Raw genomic sequence first — 17,585 nt, 5'->3', positions numbered from 1 at the left:
AATAAAAGCGGGCATTCCTCATTCTAAAATTGGTAAATAACTGAGTGTCTCAGTTACTCGTAAATTATTTTTTAATTCGCAATTACACAGCCTGTTGGTGCTGTAAATTTTGTAAAGTGACTTCTTTAACATCCACTAGCTTATTTAGCTGGCTTGTTAATAGGTGAATAGGTTTATCACTATCTACCGTCATGGCTACATTGTATAACCCATCATCTATATTGAGTTGAAAATGCGTAAGGTCAAAACCACGATGACGCACCACTCGTAAAAAGCGCTCTACCGCTATACTTTGGCTTTTTAATGCAATAGTTAGGCTATGTTTCATTTTGCTTTCTCCGTCATCATTTCGTCGTTAGCAGCCCCAGGTGGTACAAGTGGCCAAACATTTTCTTTATCATCAATACAGGCATGTACTATGTACGGACCTTTGCTGTTTACTAATGCAGTAATAGCATCATCAACTTGGTTTGCATGGGTAATTGTTTGCCCTGGAATACCAAATACTGCAGCTAATTGAACAAAGTCAGGGTTATCCGAAAGGTTAGTTTCAGAGTAACGGCCTTCAAAAAATAGTTCCTGCCATTGGCGAACCATACCCAAGCGTTGGTTATCTAAAATTAATATTTTTACAGGTAAATTATTACGGCGAATAGTGGCTAATTCTTGAATATTCATCATTATTGAACCATCGCCCGACACAGTAATAACAAAGTCATCAGGGCGTGCTACTTGTGCGCCAATCGCGGCCGGTAAACCAAAGCCCATTGTGCCAGCGCCACCACTACTTAAATGATTACTCGGGTGGCTAAACTTCATGTGCTGTGCTACCCACATTTGGTGCTGACCCACATCGCAACACACAACACCCGTTTTTGGCATGCGTTGGCTCAGTTGGTTTAATAAGTACGGTGCATAAACCTTCTCACCCGGGTAGTCGTAACGCCACGCGTGCTTAATATTCATTTCTTTGTTTGTGTCACACCACGCTTTAGGTGTTACAAAACACTCAAGTGCGGGTAAAGAGGTTTTTAAATCAGCAATTAATGAAGCTTTAGCTGGTTTACGCTTACCGACTTCAGCGGCATCAATATCTAAATGAATTACTTTAGCTTTAGCTGCAAATTTAGCTAAGTTACCCGTTACGCGGTCATCAAAGCGCGCACCTATACACACAAGTACATCACATTCCTGCACTGCAATATTAGCAGATTGAGTTCCATGCATACCGAGCATGCCTAAGTAATGCTCGTAGTCAGGTAATACACTGCCCAATGCTTTTAGTGTTGATACAGCAGGCATCTGGGTTTTATTTAAAAACTGCATTAACTCGTCTTGCGCATCAGCGGCTTGTACACCACCGCCTACATACGCTACAGGCTGTTTAGCCTCACTCAACAATTGATTAGCAATAGCAACTTGCTTTAAATCTAACTCTGGTAAGTATTCATCAGCTGCTAGCCAAGGTTTAAAAGGGACTTGCGCCATTTGAATATCTTTTGGGATATCGACAAGTACAGGACCAGGACGGCCGCTTTGCGCTAAATGAATTGCTTCTTGTAGTATTTCTGCTAAGTCTTCAGCTCGTTCTACCATGTAGCTGTGCTTAGTACACGAAAGCGACATACCTAGTACATCTATTTCTTGAAACGCATCAGATCCAATGGCTGCAGTAGGTACTTGGCCGGTGATCGCCAATAATGGCACTGAATCCATCATTGCATCAGCAAGAGCGGTTATTAGGTTAGTTGCACCTGGGCCCGATGTTGCAAAACACACACCTAATTTACGCGTACTGCGAGCATAACCAACAGCTGCAAACCCTGCACCTTGCTCATGGCGAGTAAGGTAGTGTTTGACTGGCGCGCCATACAGCGCATCGTAAATTGGCATAATAGCTCCGCCTGGGTAGCCAAATACTTCATTTACGCCGTGTTTGGCCAATAAGTCGATTGTTAGTTCTGCGCCTGTCATTAATAAACCCTCATTCCTCAGTGACAACCCAATTACAAATTTTACCCTTAAAACTAAAAAGCCCTCCGAACGGTTAAGTGCGGAGGGCTTTTTTAATGCTTAAGTTTTTAAAGCACTACGAAGCCCTCGCGGGAATAATCACCACGATAATAATCAGGACTAGGTTAAGTGCGTTTGTAAGCATGTAATTAATACCAAATTTTGTTCAATTATCGCGAAGGTTATTCCTTCGCTCTCTTTTTATATTAGTACCGCGCTAGGCCCTTTAAGTCAACACCAAAGTTAATCTAACAAAAAGATTAAAATGCAATTTATCAGGTTTTAAAATTCATTATACAAGCTGGTAGTGGTTTTTTTATGCTCTAATTTTAATCTCAGAAATTCACTATTCTTATATCCCTTATTTAAGGTTTGATTAATTTTTGAGAATATTTTTATAAATAAAATTATTTATCACCTTCAGGTAATGCGTAGGTTCTCTTAAGCGACTCTTAAGTGTTGTTGCATAGCATGGCGTTGTTATTTTAAACGAGCCTAAATATGAACATAACTAGCCAAACACCAGCACAAAAAAAGCCAAATCGTAGTAAGCGGTTTTACATTCACTGTAGTGCAAATGCCTTTGTAGTGATGATTGCCTGTTATTACTGTTTAGTTATAAACATTCCTTTTATTCAAGGTTCGTTTAACGCCATCACCTCCCTTGCATCTTTTTCATGGCTATTTTTACTTTCAGTGCCACTGCTTTTGTTATGCCTTTTAATTATTTTCTTTTCAATAGTGTCGGTTAGGTGGTTACTAAAACCAATTAACTACCTTTTACTGATAATTTCGAGTGCCGTACTTTACGGCTCATTAAATTACGGCGTCGTGTTTGACTATTCAATGATTCAAAACACGTTCGAAACTGATTCAAGCGAAGCACTGAGCTATTTAAATCCGCAGCTCATAGGCTTTCTACTACTGTTTTGTGCGCTACCTGTTTTTATATTAAGCAAAGTAAAAATACACTTTACCCGTCCTCACCAAGAAGCGATTAGTCGTATAAAACTTATTGTAGCGTGCTGCTCATTAATTGCTTTAGTGGTCGTAAACTTTTACGCCGACTACGCAGCCACTGGCCGCAATAACCGCATTTTGAAAAAAGAACTCATCCCATTTCAGTATCTCTCTAGCGGTTATAAATATATGCGCGATCAGCTGCTGTATACCAATATGGAATTTAAAAATATAGATACAACACCCACTCTCATTACGCCTAACACCACCAGCGTAACTGTTATGGTTGTTGGCGAAACCGCACGAGCAGAAAACTTTGCTTATCAAGGTTATAAGCGCAACACCAACCCTTATACACAAAAGTATAATGTGACGTATTTTAATAATGTGGCGTCTTGTGGCACCGCTACTGCAGTGTCTGTGCCGTGTATGTTTTCACTGCAAACACAAGATAACTTTGATCGATTAGCAGCCGACAACCAACAAAACCTGGTTGACTTAGCACAACAAGCTGGCAGCGACGTACTGTGGGTTGATAACAACAGCGGCTGTAAAAACGTATGCACCCGTGTTGTTAACATTGATATCCCAACCACCCCATCAGCGCTTTGCGATGGAAAATATTGTTTTGATGAAGCACTGCTTGCTCCACTTAAGCGCAAACTCGCTAATTTAAACCAAGCTAATACCGTTATCGTCCTACACATGATGGGCTCACACGGACCAACCTACTTTAAACGCTACCCAGAAAAATTTAAGCAATTTACGCCCACGTGCGACAGAAGCGACATTCAAAACTGCTCACACGATGAATTAGTTAATACCTACGACAACACAATTGCGTACAGCGACTTTGTTAACGCCCAGGTAATTGAGCAATTAAAAGCGCTGCCAAACAACATAGATAAGCAGTTTTTATATGTCTCTGATCATGGTGAATCACTTGGCGAAGCCGGTGCTTATTTACATGGTTTTCCGTATAGCTTTGCACCTAGCACACAAACGCACGTTCCTCTTTATATGTGGGCTGATGAGCATAATCAGCGCATTACTAATACCTGTTTAGCTAATTTAGACACCCGCGCTGCACGCTCACACAACAATATTTTTCACACCCTTTTAAATTTAATTGGCATTAAAAGCAAAACGTATCAGGCATCACTTGATTTACTTGCTAACTGCCAAACAACACCAAGCGAAATAAAACTATGAGTAATAAAACCGTTATAAAACGCCAAGGCTTAATGCGCCTTATTTTTACCTTAAGCCATTCTTTTAACGGCTTAAAATGGATGAGTCGATTTGAAGCGGCGTTTCAACAAGAGCTAGCACTGTTTTCATTACTCGGTGTGTTTGTGTGGCTACAAGAAATTGCACTAAGGGATAAATTACTGCTTATAGCTAGCCTGCTTTTTGTATTGTTTGCTGAGCTGGTAAATACGGCAGTTGAGGTTGTAGTTGATAGAATTGGCAGTGAATACCATGAGCTTTCGGGGCTAGCTAAAGATATAGCCTCTGCAAGCGTGTTTATAGCTATGCTAATTGCCGCTCTTATTTGGTGGGCTGTGTTATGGGCATAAAGCTAACTTTTATACCTAAAATACAAAATGCACTTGGCCCTGTATGGATTTTTGTTGTGTTTGCTGTTTTGGCACTTAGCTTTTTAACACTTGCTCGCTTTGGATTAAGTGTATGGCAAGGGGAGCGTGTATTTGGATTGCATGCGTGGTTATCTATATTTATAGGTGGTTTAAGAGTTGATATAGCCACTCTAAGCTACATTATTATGCCCGCATTACTACTTACTTTACTGATGCAAAGCGTAGGTTGGCAAAATAAAGTACGCGGCCTCATTAAAATTTATTTAGTGACGATGTCTGCTTTACTTGTTTTTTTTGAAGTGATTACGCCTACGTTTATAAACGAGTACGATTTACGCCCAAACCGCTTATTTATAGAATATTTAATTTATCCTAAAGAAGTCTCAAAAATGATTTTTTCAGGCTATAAGGTAGAAGTATTTATTGCTGTTATAGCACTTATTTTAAGCTGTAAATTTGCAAGTAAAATATTTAGCAATCAATGGCAAAGCAAGTCATCACTAACAGGTTTAAATCAATCAATTTTAGCGCTTGTTTTAGTATGCTTAACTATTTTTGGCGCCCGCAGCTCATTAGGACACAGACCACTTAACCCCGCCATGGTCTCGTTTTCTACTGATCACTTACTTAACGACTTAACCCTTAACTCACTTTATAGCGTCGCGTTTGCAGTTAAGCAACTTTCTAATGAGCAATCGAGCCAAGACTATTACGGTAAAATGCCCACCGATGAATTGCTTAGTATTGTGCGTAGTAACATGCAAAATACGCAAGCCGCATTTAGTGATGTAACTGCCCCTACAAAAACGTTTCATGGCGCAAGTAATACAGGTAAACCCAAAAATTTAGTCATTATTTTACAAGAAAGTTTAGGTGCTCGTTATGTAGGCACGCTTGGCGGTTTACCACTTACACCTAATATAGACGCCCTTTATAAACAAGGCTGGGGGTTTGATAATTTATACGCTACGGGTACACGCTCTGTTCGTGGGATTGAGGCGGTAATTACAGGGTTTACACCAACGCCTTCGCGTGCGGTTGTTAAGCTTGATAAATCACAACGCGACTTTTTTACCATTGCTGATTTTTTAGCGAAGCAAAATTACAACACGCAGTTTATTTATGGCGGCGAAAGCCATTTTGATAACATGCGAAGCTTCTTTTTAGGCAACGGTTTTAAAAGTATTGTAGATACAAATAACTTTAAAAAAATAGACTTTAATGGCTCGTGGGGCGTATCAGACGAAGACTTGTACGACCAAGCCGACATAGAACTTACTAAGCTTAAAAAACAAAATAAACCCTTTTTCAGCCTTATATTTTCAAGCTCTAATCATAGCCCGTATGACTTTCCTGACGATAAAATAACGCTGTACGATAAACAAAAACAAACCCGTAATAATGCTGCCAAGTATGCCGATTATGCACTAGGCACGTTTATCGAAAAAGCTAAAAAATCGAGCTACTGGGATGATACTGTATTTATAGTTATTGCCGATCACGACTCGCGCGTATCGGGTTCGAATTTAGTACCGGTGGATCACTTTAAAATTCCGGCCGTTATTTTTGGAAAAGGTATTACCCATAAACGAGATAGCCAACTAGCCAGTCAGCTCGATATTCCTGTTACTCTACTGTCTTTAATTGGCGCAAGTGGTAAGCACCCAATGATAGGTCATGATTTATCAAAGCCAATTAGCGACAACAAACAACGCGCAATGATGCAATACGACAAAAACTTTGCCTACATGCACGATAATAAAGTGGTGGTGTTACAACCACAAAAACCAGCAACAACCTATACGTATAGCAATAACCAGCTTGTACCATGTGAAAATGATGAGCAACTAGTTAGAAAAGCCCTAGCCCACGCGAACTTGGGTAATTTAGCCTACACAAATGGTTGGTATCATTAACCAAGTGACTTGATAATAAAGCCTTGTTAAAGTAACAAGGCTATTTTTATAAACCGAGTAAACATGAAAATCCTCGTTATTGAAGACTCTGAAGCACTAAGACGCAGCTTGCAAGTTGGCCTTAGCAACCTTGGTTTTACCGTAGATGAAACTGGTGATGGCTCAGAAGGGCTGAGTATGGCACTGAGTGGAAACTACGACCTCCTCGTACTTGATTTAATGCTACCAAGTGTTGATGGCATGAGTATTTTACAAGCACTGCGCAGCAGTAATAGCCAAAGCCGTGTGCTAATTTTATCGGCACGAAGTGAGCCTCAAGATAAAATTAGCGGCCTTATGAAAGGCGCTGACGATTATTTAACTAAGCCATTTTCGTTTGAAGAACTCCATGCTCGTGTCCTTGCATTACTTCGTCGCGGTTCACTGCAAAACCAACAAAATACCCTAACCGTAGGTGATTGCGTATTAGATCTCTCCCTTAAAACTCTTCATTACGAGCAACATGCCATTGAGCTCACGCGCAATGAATACAAAATAATAGAATGCTTATTTAACGCCCCAGAGCGAGTATTAGGGCTCGAGCTTATAAGTGAAGCGGTGGTAGGTCAGTTTGATATGCTCTCTAAAAATGCGCTTGAAGCACACATCTCAACCATACGTAAAAAAGTAAGACAGTTTGATGGCGAGCTCCCGATAAAAAATAAACGTGGATTTGGTTATGTCGCAACAACAAAATAAAAATCACTCAATAAAACGTAAACTCGTTAATAATATTAGCGCTGTGATCTCAGTTATTTTATTCACCATATTTTTAACCGTTGATTTAAGTGTTGATACTTGGGTGGAAGATCAGTTCAATCAGTCTTTAACTAATAAAGCTAACTACTTAAAAACCTTAGTTGAAGATGACAACAACGTGGTTGAATTTGATTTTGCTGGTGAGTTTATGTCGGAGTATGAAGCTGCAGATGCCACGGAGTTTTACCAGTTATGGCATGGCAGTGATGTTTTTGAGCGCTCGGACTCATTAGCGCTTTATGAAAATGCTAACCTGCCTTTTTTAGAAATGCCGATAAATGAATCTAAAATTATAGATTACGAGCTTCCTAACGGGCGTGATGGCCGCGCACTTATAAGTCACTTTGTAGCCCAAAAAGATGATAGAAATCCCACCCACTCTGCTGTTTTTAATACCATGACGCTTGCAATCGCAGCGCCCACCTCCGAACTTAATAAAGTACTGATTATTATTGATGTGGTCTTTATTTTAACCTGTGTACTTGGTGTGTTTGGTGTGCGCTATTTAGTGACACGTATTGTAAATAAAGGCCTGCACCCACTACACAACTTAAACGTTCAAATTAAGTTACTCGATATTACCGGTGTTGCGCAAACAATAGAAAGCGACTTTAAAGTGGAAGAAATAGAACCTATACGTAACGAGCTAAATAAGTTTATTACCGTTAATCAGCAACTCTATAGTAATGAAAAACGCCTAACAAGCGACATTGCACACGAGCTTAAAACCCCTATAGCTGAACTCATAAGCCTTTCAGAAGTGGCTATTCGCTACCCTGACGATAAACGTATTAGCGACACCTATACAAGTGATGTACTTAATATTTCACAGCGCATGAAAACAATTGTTAGTAACCTATTACTGTTGCAGCGCTCAAGTAGCAGTGCAATGCAATTAAATGCACAAAATATCATGCTAAATAACTTAGTAAATCAAATTATTGATGAGCTGACCTTTAAGCACCCAACTATTAAAACGCGTTTAAATAACGAAATAAGTGACGAGATTACACTTAATGCTGACGAATTTAGTTTAAATACCATTTTGTGTAACTTAATCGATAACGCACTATTTTATGGACTTCCTGAGGCACCAATTAAATTAACTGCCGTAAATAACAGCACAAACATGACCATCTCTGTTAGTAACAAAGTAAATAAACCACTAAGTAGTGAACAGCTCACTGCTATTTTTGACCCGCTCTATCAGCTAGATTCATCTAGAACTAATAACCAGCGCCATGGTTTAGGATTATCAATTGTACAGAGCTTATGTAACTTAAATGGCTTTACTATTACGGCCAGTAATACCGAAAGCAATACGCTAACGTTTATATTAACGTTACCTCTGAAGTAAATTTAGGTTAGTATTTACACTACTAATTTTGAGATTTTAAGGACAAACCATGAATGCTCTTATCCGTGTTAGCCACTTTTTTATTGTGGCATTACTTATAACATTTAGCCTTAACAGCTATGCAGCTCCTGCTTTATATAAAATAGAAAAAAATGGCGTCAGCTCTTACTTGTTTGGCACTGTACACGTTGGTGATGCCAGCATGAAAGGCTTACCTAAAAATGTAACCGATGCAATTAGTGCAAGCAAAGAAGTGATTGTTGAAGTTGATATAAGCAAACTTACTCCACTTGAAATGCAGCAGCGCTCAATGCCATTTATGATGCTAAGTGACGGTAAAACATTACAAACTGAGCTTTCAAAGCAAAATTATACCAAGCTAAAAGATTACTTTGCTAAAAAGTCGATTGATATTGCTATGTTTAATGGCTTAAAGCCTTGGGCTGTTATGGTGACTATGATGCAAATTGAATTTCAAAATGCAGGTTATTCAGATAAAACCGGCATAGACAAGCAAGTGCTTAGTTATGCTAAAGAGCATAATATTAAAATTGGCGAGCTTGAAACCCTAGAACAACAACTACAAATGTTTGATGGTATGGTGCTATTAAGCAATGAAATGATTGAAGAAACCTTTGAGCAACTAGCCGATATTAATACTTACTTTATCAAGTTAGTTAATGCGTGGAAAAGCGGTGACATGGACACACTAACCGATTACTACAACATGAGTTTTGATGACAGTAATTACGGTGAAATTAGCGAGCAAGTAATGCTAACTAACCGCAATAATAATTGGGTTAAACAACTCACACCGCGTTTAGCAAACGAGCAGCTATTTATTGCTGTAGGCGCTCTGCATTTACCTGAAAAACACGGGTTACTTAAACAACTTCGAGATAAAGGCTTTAGCGTTACTCGTCTTTAAAATAAAAATGACCCCAATAGAGCTTACGTAAACAAACTCGCTAAGTAAGCTCATAATGTTTAGGTAAATTATGAAACGTTTTCAATTTGAGATTTTATTTTTTCTCACGATGCTTTTTATCAATGGAGTATATTACTACCAAGAGGGGTATTTTAAACCAAGTGGTGGGTTAATCCTTGCCTCTATTTTTATTGCGATTGAAATTGTTATTTACTTAATAGAAAGCATTAATAAAAAATATAAAAAACGAACTAACAACTAAAGTCTTCCATTTTTAAGTAATTTTCTATTCCTTTAATTTTGTCTGCCGCATGATGATTTACATAAATCACAGTACTTGTATTGGCAGCACAAATTTTCTCTATTAGTAACAGTACACGCTGCCTGTTTGCTTCATCTAAGCCCAAGCAAGGCTCATCTAAAACAAGTAACGTTGGATGTTTTACCATAGCCCGCACAATTAATAACATACGCTGATCGCCGTACGATAGCTGAGTGAATGAGGTGCTTTGCTTGTCACTTAAACCAATAAATGCCAGCCACTGCTTAGCAATATTAATTTGTGCGTCGCTCGGTTTTTGATATAAACCTATGCTGTCGTAAAATCCTGAAATAACAGTATTTAAAGCCGATATACTTACGCGGTAATCCATATGTAGCACGTTAGATATAAAACCAATATGCTGTTTTATATCCCAAATACTCTCCCCGGTTCCGCGTTTAAAACCGAACACTTCAATGTCATTGTTATAACACTGTGGGTTATCACCTGTTATTAAATTTAATAGGCATGTTTTGCCTGAACCGTTCGCTCCACTGAGCTGCCAATGCTGATGCTTTTTTATAGTCCAATTGAGATTTTTGAATATACTTACATCACTATAACTAACTTTAGCATTACTCAATTTAACTAAGGTATTACCAGTGAATGCCTTTTGCTCTTGTTCGGTATCAGGAGATGGCACATCCAATGAGGTATGTTCTAAATGAAGTAGTTTTAGTAAATCACTCAATTGCTCACTGCCTGGCTTTGCCAAAGTATGTAACAAGCAACCTTGGTTTACATAGCCATAGTGAGTAATGAATGAAGGAATTTCGTCTAGGCGGTTTAGTACAAAAACAAAAGTAATAGTTTGGCTAAGTTCTATGAGTATTCTATTAAGCTGCTGGCAAGATTGTACGTCGAGTCCATGAAATGGCTCATCAAGCACGACTAACTCACTATGGGAGCTGAGTGCTTTTATAAGTAGGAGTTTACGAGTTTCACCCGTTGAAAGGTCTCTAAAATGCCTATTTAGTAATGAGCTAAATTTAAATAACTCTATTAGCTGCGCTAATAACTCATCATTATTACTATGCCCTGTAAAAACAAGGTCTTTAACGAGGCTGTGCTTATCATGCTCTAATTCTTGAGCTAGTAACTGTTTATGCGAATCTGAAGACACGAGCATAAGCTTATTAATACTACTTATACGCTTACCACTTTCGCACTTAGCCTCACCGATTAACGCAGCTGTCAGAGCAGATTTACCAGCTCCATTAGCACCTAAAAGTAACCAATGTTCTCCTAGGTTTACTTGCCAATCTAGGTTGCATATATCGTAACGGCTTTTACCTTGCCCTTGTAAGTAACCATTAAATTGCTCAAGCGTAATTGACTGCACTAACTTTTCCTAATAAACCTTAAAACAGCAAGTTAACGTATATTAAAAGTGCTTAGCAAGCTTGTTATCCGCAAAATTAATTTATTTCACTAACAACGCTAATACTATTTAATGCGTCTTTAATTGCTTGCTGGCTTATTGGCTTATGAATATGGAGGTTAGCTCCGTATTCATAAACTCGCTCTATATCATTTTGTGAGGTATTTGCTGTTATAACAATAATTGGCATTACTTTATTAAGATCGGAACGTATTTTTTTAATAGCCTCAAACCCATCCATTACAGGCATATTTAGGTCCATAAAAACAATATCGTACTGATTTTCACTCACCATATCACACGCGACTTTACCATTTTCTGCGCAATCATAGCTTAAACCTAATAAACTAAGTATGCGGGTTAATAACATAGTGTTTAATGGGTTATCTTCAACGACTAAACACGTTAGCTTGTCGTTTACTTTAAGAGGTGTTGGGAGGGCTTTACTTATAGTCACTGGTAAATACAAAGACACCAAAGCACCATGAGTTTTATTATTTGTAAAAGTAATTTCACCATGCAGTGCTTTTACAACGTATTGAACCCGGGTTAGGCCAGTTCTTAACCCTTGAAAGTGATTGGTTTGTTTAAATGAGTCAAATTCAAGACTGGTAATCTTCTTCGAAAAGCCACTGCCAGTGTCACTCACCGTTAAATGAAATTCATCATTTAAAAGCTTAGCTGAAACAGTAATTTCACCTTTTTGTGTAAACTTAATAGCGTTACTAATTAATTCTGTAAGTGTGTGCTGCAAACGTTGATGATCCAGTTTACATACACAATTTAACGATTCATCTAAACGACTAACTAGTTTTAGGCCTTTTTGCTTACACGCATGCTTGTAAGCTATTACTACTTTATTACACGACTCTAAAAGGTTTTCATCATTTAAATGCGGTACCCATTTACCTGCACTTAAAGCCTGCAAGTCTTGTAATTCATCTAATATGGCTATTAACCTAAGCGCGCAATAGTTAGCTTGGGTTTTAACGCTTTGCTGTTTATCAGAAACCTCTAGCTCCTCAATAGACGTAATAAGTCCCTGCAAAGGTGTTCTAAATTCGTGACTAGCTCTGGCAATAAAATGTTCTTTATTTTGACTTGTTTGATAAACAAAATCTTTTTGTTTTTGTAGCTCTAAAAGCGTGTCTGAAACCTCTTTTTCCATTGGTATAAAAACAAATCTTAACTCAATAAGTAATAATGTCATTGCCAATAACCAGCATAGTATCTCTAGGTTGGCGACCCAATTTACTTTTTTAACAGCTTGAGATTCAAATAAGCTCACTGCCTTATCAAGCTTTGTTAATAACGTTTCAACATGCTTAATAGAAAATACTGAATGGTTTATCTCTCCTTGCTGATACAAAAGCCGCTCTGTTTGTTCTATATAGTCAAATACCGCTTTATCTAACCCTATCGTTTCACCAAAATATAAGTCTACTAACGCTGGATTTAAGTAAATGTATTCGTCATCAGAGTTTTTAGTTAATAATGTTTGATGGGACTTTTTAAATGTATTGAGGGACTTCTCAAGTGACTCAGTATGAGCTGGCGAGTAATTACTGATGTTAAGCATAGCATTACTGTGCCAAGCAATTTTCTGTGAGAGCATACGCTGGCTACCAGCGATGTTAATAATTTTTGCATCAAACTTTTGAACAGAAAAACTATGCTGCATTAATAAAGCAGAGCCACTTATTAATAGCGCTATTGCAATTAGTGCCCATCGGTAACGTGTTCTCACGCTTTTAATAATATTGAACATGTATAAACCAGTTTTTTTATATAAGTGTAGACTAATTTTTTAAAACGAAGAATCAGTCAAAATAATTAAGCGAATTATTAATACCCAATAAAAAAGCCCAGCATCAAGCTGGGCCATAGTAGTAAAATTATATTAGCGATTCTCTAATCGATTATAATCGAACATTCCATATTCTATCCCACGATACTTTTTAGCTGTATCGTGCAATATATCGCTGTATTGCCAAAACTGTGGATGAGTACGTCGAATACCAAACTTAGATTTCAAAGCACCATAATCGGCTTCTATTTGCATCATAGGCAATTGCTCGGCAAAAGCATTTACTTGCTGCTCGTTATTTAAATACCAAATAGCTGCAGGGTAATCACCGATAAAGCCAGGAACAATAGTCGCGGTATCTTCATCATAAGCACGTTGGCCATCTTCGTTTAATAAACTAGATATATTGTAGTGCGCATTATGATGAATAATAGTGTAGCCCTTATGGCTATCATCTTTTTGCTTTACAAGTACAAAAGAAAGCTGAGGTAACAAGTTTACCGCTTTTGCTGGCATATTACTTACTACATTTAACGGCTTTGGTACTTCAGTGTAGTTGTATCTTTCACTTAAAACTGGCGCTAAGGCTTCTTTCATCAAAGTATATAGTTCATGCTGTGGATCATCTGTTACATAGTTAATACCACTGGGCTGGCTAAATTCTCGGTTACTTTTAAAGAACTTAGATAAGTCAGGTGGTGAATTACGATACCACTGCTTTTTGATTTGATTACGTTTAGCCTCAGGTAACAATGCTAAAAAGTTTTGCTCTCCCTCTAAACGTAAAAAATCCATATATAGGCGTGTCACTAATTGATGGCCTATATTTCCGTACACATCAAAGCCTGCTACAAGCAAATAGTGAATACGCTCAAACAAAGCATAATCTAATATCCAGGTGGTTTTAGGCTCTTGACCAATAAAACCTTTAACTACAGTTGCACTATCAAAATGGCGGAAAATAGTTAGTGCCGCATTTTTATTATGCTCATCACCTTTCCAAAGTAAGTCTGTTGTAAGGTGCTCACCACCTTTGAACATTTTGTTAGCCAACTCTACTTTCGCCTGTAAATACTTTTTCTCGCGAACTGAATATTTAACCCAGCTAGAAATGGGTAAGGCATTACTCTCCTCAGCGGCAGGAAGTTCTAATGCCTCTTCATGTTGCATTAGCATTTCCCCTACAGCCGGAGTCGCTACTTTATTAGGATCAGCAAAAGCCACCCAAAAATGATCGTTTATAACATTTAAAGCAATCTGACCACGACAAACAGGCCCTTTTATAAAGCCCATAATAATTAACTCTGCCTCATCAAGCATAAATTGATACTTAGAATTAATTGGAATAACTTCGAAAGTTTTAAAAGGGTTAGATGCTGCCTTAGCCTCATAACTAGGCATTTTCGTAACAGTATAATCTGGCGCAATAAACTGCTCATATAAACGCAGTAATTTAGCTTCATTAAGCTCAAGTGGTAAATGTGTTTTAGAAAGTATGGTTGTACGTTCTTGCATAAAACGATAATAAACACGGCTAACTTTAGGGTCATCGTATGGGCGGCGCGTGTTAATTAACTTTATTTCCTCACCAGGAGGCGTACTTGAGCGAACTAATTTGAAAAAGCTTTGTGGGTTTTCTGAAGTAAAATAAATATGTGCTAAAAACCAATGCTCATAAATATACCGTGCTGATAACTGATACTTTAAGCTATCTTGATTTAAAAATGCTTCCCAGCCCGCTATTTTATTCTGATCATATTTACTTGGTGGCTGAATATGTGACATTTTACCACCACCTTTAAGCCAGTTCTGTAAGTGATTAAACTCTTCACGCGAAACACCAGGTAAACCATAAGGCATGCCGCCATGAGGTTGATCACTTGCCAATCGATCGAACTCACCCATTGTTGCGCAGGTTTGCGAACGCGCTAATGAAAAGTCAAACTCATCACCTAACACTTCATTTACTGGCAATTCATGGCTTTGCTTTAACACTAAGCTATTAAATAACACACTGCCCGCTAAGTTAGCTTCTTCACTTTGCACGCGCTCATTTAGCACTGGCGTAAAGTTTTTCTCTCGCCATTGCTGAGTATTAGTTGCATCAAATAATAAACGGCTTGGGGTTGTTGCCAATAAACGAGTTCCATCGTAAACGAGCTCTTTACTCAAACCTCGGTCAATACCTTCAGGGGATGAGAGCTTCAGTTGACATGGTGCATCGTAACAACCATGACAAACTACGCAGCGGGTATCGAGTACAGGTTTTACATTTTGTAAAAAATCAGCACCAGCACCTGTTGTATGAGGCACCATTCTCTCTTGTGTTTGTTCAGGTCCAAAAAGATCATCGTAGTGAGCATTTCCCAAATATGCACAACCACTTAAAATAATGAGTACTATCGTACTTATTAGTATTTTTCTCATTCGTCGTCCTCATCACCTAAATCAAAGGTGGGCATCATATCCATTTGAGGAGAAACGAATGTATTCTGACCTTCAGTATTCAAAACAATACTTAAAAGAGGGCCATGCGTTAATGTTATCTGCGCATCGTGCTCTTGATCTAATATAGCTAAGTACAGTGGATTAGTTATAAGCAACTCATAACCGCTAACAGTAATAGCGACACTGCTATCTTCACTTGGGTTCTGGCAAATTTGAGCAAGTAACTCATCATCAAGTCCAATTGATATTTCAAAATCAGGCTGCTCTAAGTCTCTATTACTTAATGATTCATCTAATAGAAATAAAGGGAGGGTTAAATTACTATCTTGTTCAAATTCCATTGCGTTCTCTGCACTTTCTGACGATTTAATTGGCGCGTATTATAGCAAACTAACGAGTAAATTAACGCTAAAGCTAATGTAGTTGTTTAAACGTCATCCATAACAGATTCGATCACCGAAAATACCGCACCTTGAGGGTCGCATATAACACTAAAACGACCAACTTCGGGGATATCTGTTGCAGGAACACATACTTGCCCACCTAAGCTAGCGGCTTTATTTACTGCCGTATCGCAGCTCTCTACTGCAAAATAAATCATCCAATGAGCAGGAATATCTTCGGGCCAGTCGCTTGTCATCTCAAGCATACCGGCAATTGGCTGTCCATCCACTAAGAATAAAGTGTAGTCCATACCTTCCATTGGCTTTATTTCACTTTCCCAGCCTAGTAAAGCACAGTAAAAGTCTCTACTTACTTTACCATCTCTGGTTGCTAACTCATGCCAATAAGGCGTGTTTAATTCACCTAAGTGCTTAAAACCTTTATGCTCATTGCCTTGCCATAGCGCTACAGTTGCACCTACAGGATCTTTTAGCATCAACATTCGGCCTGCATTCATAACATCATGAGGACCTGCAATAACTTCAGCACCCAGTTCTTTTGCTTTTAGCGCACAATCATCAACATTGTCGACGGCAATGTAAGCCAACCAATGACTTGGGATCCCTTCACTAATTTGCTCTTTAGGCATTTCATACATAGCGGCTATATCACCACCTTGCTTTTGTAGCATGGTGTAATATATGTCCTCCCCAATAGGTTGATCGTCATACCCCCAATCAAATAATGATGTATAAAACGTCTTACCTTCTTTCCAATTGTGTGTACAAAGTTCTGACCAACAAAAAATGCCATGTGGATGATTATCAATTTCACTCATTATTAAACCCTTATTATTCTATTTTTATCTAAACGAACTCTGTCACATTTTATAAACTACATAATTGAACAGATCATAAATTGAGATTAGAGCAATAACTAAGCGGAGTCGATAAAAGAAGGGCAAAAAATTCGTTATTCAGTTGTTTCATATATGAGGCTTTTAACGCAGTTAGCGTCAGATTTAATCCCTCAAATTAATTAAATATTATTGCTGATCGATATAAATGATTTACTAAGAAGTCCTTCGCTCTAGAGGAATCCCTGAATCACTTTTTTGAAGACGTAAAAAGCCCGAATCATTAGATTCAGACGCTCTACAATATAAAGTCGGTACGCTACGCAGTATATCAGCGTCGGGAGTCGCTATGCTCGCCCGCCCTACGTGATGCGTGTTGATGTGAGTGTGTATTAATTGCGCGTATTTCACTTTTCTGCAGACGTAAAAAAGCCCGAATCGTTAGATTCGGGCTTTCTACAATTTGAAGCCTGGTAATGTCCTACTTTCACATAGCAAATGCTACACTATCATCGGCGCTGTTTCGTTTCACTACTGAGTTCGGCATGGAATCAGGTGGGTCCAAAACGCTATTGTCACCAAGCAAATTTGGGCGTTAATCCGTATCGCTACGCACTAACTGAATTTGGAAAATATCTGATAATATTTTTTAAGTCTTTCTAAGTAATATCTACTTTAGTCATATTAACTTCTTCGCTTGTTTCACTATCACATAAAACGCGTTTGGCGTTGTATGGTTAAGCCTCACGGGTAATTAGTACAAGTTAGCTTAATGGCTCACACCACTTCCACATCTTGCCTATCAACGTTGTAG

General features: G+C 38.3%; 15 protein-coding genes and 2 rRNA genes. 7 read left to right on the top strand and 10 right to left on the bottom strand.

Annotated elements, in window-relative coordinates:
- Nucleotides 1–82: 82 nt before the first annotated feature.
- Both ilvM and ilvG read right to left on the bottom strand, forming a co-directional pair.
- Nucleotides 83–328 (bottom strand): acetolactate synthase 2 small subunit, encoded by a 246-nt coding sequence (gene ilvM / locus WNY98_RS03070; protein WP_024600392.1) that lies wholly within the window; start codon nt 326–328, stop codon nt 83–85.
- Nucleotides 325–1,974: an acetolactate synthase 2 catalytic subunit gene (gene ilvG, locus WNY98_RS03065; protein WP_076925339.1), complete on the bottom strand. Its 1,650-nt coding sequence runs from the start codon at nt 1,972–1,974 to the stop codon at nt 325–327. The genes ilvM and ilvG overlap by 4 nt, the downstream gene beginning before the upstream one ends.
- A 540-nt stretch (nt 1,975–2,514) precedes the next feature.
- Here ilvG and WNY98_RS03060 point away from each other — a divergent pair.
- The 7 genes from WNY98_RS03060 to WNY98_RS03030 all read left to right on the top strand — a co-directional run bounded on the left by WNY98_RS03060 (nt 2,515) and on the right by WNY98_RS03030 (nt 9,835).
- Nucleotides 2,515–4,185 (top strand): phosphoethanolamine--lipid A transferase, encoded by a 1,671-nt coding sequence (locus WNY98_RS03060; RefSeq protein ID WP_342877096.1) that lies wholly within the window; start codon nt 2,515–2,517, stop codon nt 4,183–4,185.
- Complete coding sequence (locus WNY98_RS03055; protein WP_007582120.1) at nt 4,182–4,553, top strand: diacylglycerol kinase; 372 nt, start codon at nt 4,182–4,184, stop codon at nt 4,551–4,553. Before WNY98_RS03060 ends, WNY98_RS03055 begins: the two co-directional genes overlap by 4 nt.
- Nucleotides 4,544–6,490, top strand: a complete 1,947-nt coding sequence (locus tag WNY98_RS03050; RefSeq protein WP_342877095.1) for an LTA synthase family protein — start codon at nt 4,544–4,546, stop codon at nt 6,488–6,490. Before WNY98_RS03055 ends, WNY98_RS03050 begins: the two co-directional genes overlap by 10 nt.
- Before the next feature lie 63 nt (nt 6,491–6,553).
- Nucleotides 6,554–7,228 carry a response regulator transcription factor gene (locus WNY98_RS03045; RefSeq protein ID WP_182712166.1) on the top strand — a complete coding sequence of 225 codons (675 nt, stop codon included), beginning with the start codon at nt 6,554–6,556 and terminating at the stop codon, nt 7,226–7,228.
- On the top strand, nt 7,209–8,645 hold the full coding sequence (locus tag WNY98_RS03040; RefSeq protein ID WP_342877094.1) for a HAMP domain-containing sensor histidine kinase: 1,437 nt from the start codon (nt 7,209–7,211) through the stop codon (nt 8,643–8,645). Before WNY98_RS03045 ends, WNY98_RS03040 begins: the two co-directional genes overlap by 20 nt.
- A gap of 49 nt (nt 8,646–8,694) precedes the next feature.
- Nucleotides 8,695–9,573 (top strand): TraB/GumN family protein, encoded by an 879-nt coding sequence (locus tag WNY98_RS03035; RefSeq protein WP_342877093.1) that lies wholly within the window; start codon nt 8,695–8,697, stop codon nt 9,571–9,573.
- Nucleotides 9,574–9,643: 70 nt separating this feature from the next.
- A complete protein-coding gene (locus WNY98_RS03030; RefSeq protein WP_008166123.1) occupies nt 9,644–9,835 on the top strand; it encodes a hypothetical protein in 192 nt (63 codons plus the stop codon).
- Here the strand turns inward: WNY98_RS03030 and WNY98_RS03025 are convergent.
- The 8 genes from WNY98_RS03025 to WNY98_RS02990 form a co-directional block, all read right to left on the bottom strand.
- A complete protein-coding gene (locus WNY98_RS03025; protein ID WP_342877092.1) occupies nt 9,825–11,237 on the bottom strand; it encodes an ATP-binding cassette domain-containing protein in 1,413 nt (470 codons plus the stop codon). The two genes, WNY98_RS03030 and WNY98_RS03025, sit on opposite strands and share 11 nt — an antisense overlap.
- Before the next feature lie 76 nt (nt 11,238–11,313).
- Nucleotides 11,314–13,044, bottom strand: a complete 1,731-nt coding sequence (locus WNY98_RS03020; RefSeq protein ID WP_182721021.1) for a response regulator — start codon at nt 13,042–13,044, stop codon at nt 11,314–11,316.
- A 132-nt stretch (nt 13,045–13,176) separates the two neighbouring features.
- Nucleotides 13,177–15,510: a fatty acid cis/trans isomerase gene (locus WNY98_RS03015; protein WP_342877091.1), complete on the bottom strand. Its 2,334-nt coding sequence runs from the start codon at nt 15,508–15,510 to the stop codon at nt 13,177–13,179.
- The gene (locus WNY98_RS03010; protein ID WP_002959878.1) at nt 15,507–15,872 is read right to left on the bottom strand and encodes a hypothetical protein; all 366 of its coding nucleotides are present in this window, start codon (nt 15,870–15,872) and stop codon (nt 15,507–15,509) included. The genes WNY98_RS03015 and WNY98_RS03010 overlap by 4 nt, the downstream gene beginning before the upstream one ends.
- 86 nt (nt 15,873–15,958) lie before the next feature.
- Nucleotides 15,959–16,753: a VOC family protein gene (locus tag WNY98_RS03005; protein ID WP_342877090.1), complete on the bottom strand. Its 795-nt coding sequence runs from the start codon at nt 16,751–16,753 to the stop codon at nt 15,959–15,961.
- A gap of 234 nt (nt 16,754–16,987) precedes the next feature.
- Nucleotides 16,988–17,182, bottom strand: a complete 195-nt coding sequence (locus tag WNY98_RS03000) for a hypothetical protein (RefSeq protein ID WP_342877089.1) — start codon at nt 17,180–17,182, stop codon at nt 16,988–16,990.
- A 57-nt stretch (nt 17,183–17,239) separates the two neighbouring features.
- Nucleotides 17,240–17,354 (bottom strand): 5S ribosomal RNA (gene rrf, locus WNY98_RS02995).
- Between the two features lie 150 nt (nt 17,355–17,504).
- Nucleotides 17,505–17,585: ribosomal RNA gene (locus tag WNY98_RS02990) — 23S ribosomal RNA — on the bottom strand; the annotation flags it as partial.

This window comes from Pseudoalteromonas sp. AS71, assembly GCF_038900275.1.
GTDB lineage: Bacteria > Pseudomonadota > Gammaproteobacteria > Enterobacterales > Alteromonadaceae > Pseudoalteromonas.
Note: the sequence above shows the minus strand (reverse complement) of the source record. Positions and strands in the feature narration are given on the sequence as shown.